This is a genomic window from Mesorhizobium sp. M1E.F.Ca.ET.041.01.1.1 (assembly GCF_003997355.1).
Classification (GTDB): Bacteria; Pseudomonadota; Alphaproteobacteria; order Rhizobiales; family Rhizobiaceae; genus Mesorhizobium.
The window spans coordinates 1-497 of sequence record NZ_RZSL01001244.1; the positions used below are offsets into that span (position 1 = coordinate 1).

Genomic DNA, 497 nt, shown 5'->3' on the forward strand with positions numbered 1-497 from the left:
GCACTGCGACCAGAACACCCGCGCCGTTCTGGTCCGGCGCGATGACACGCGCTGCAGCATCCGCCAGGTGGTGTCGCCGATCATGAACGACCGCGACGAATTCTGCGGGCTGGTCATCGTCTTCCAGGATTTCACCGATGCGCGCGCTCTGCAGCGCCAGCTCGCTTACGCCGCCGCCCACGACGCGCTGACCGGGCTCGCCAACCGCTCGAGCTTCATCCGCACGATGGAGGAGTTGGTCGATCAGTGCCGTCTCAACGGCGGCGAGCACCAGTTCATGTTCGTCGACCTCGATCATTTCAAAGCGGTCAACGACACCGGAGGCCACGCCGCGGGCGATGCGCTGCTGAAGAGCGTTGCCGATGCGATCCGCAACGGGCTTGGTCCAGAAGATATCGTTGCCCGCCTCGGCGGCGACGAGTTCGCCGTCATCCTGAAGTCAGGCGCGCCGACAAGGGCGATGATCGCGGCGCGCTCCATCATCGACGCCATCCGCA

Annotated in this window: 1 protein-coding gene; it reads left to right on the plus strand. The window is 65.4% G+C overall.

The window, feature by feature from the left end; genetic code table 11:
• On the plus strand, nucleotides 1-497 hold a 497-nt coding region (locus tag EOA38_RS38585; protein ID WP_127301686.1), incomplete at both ends, for a diguanylate cyclase.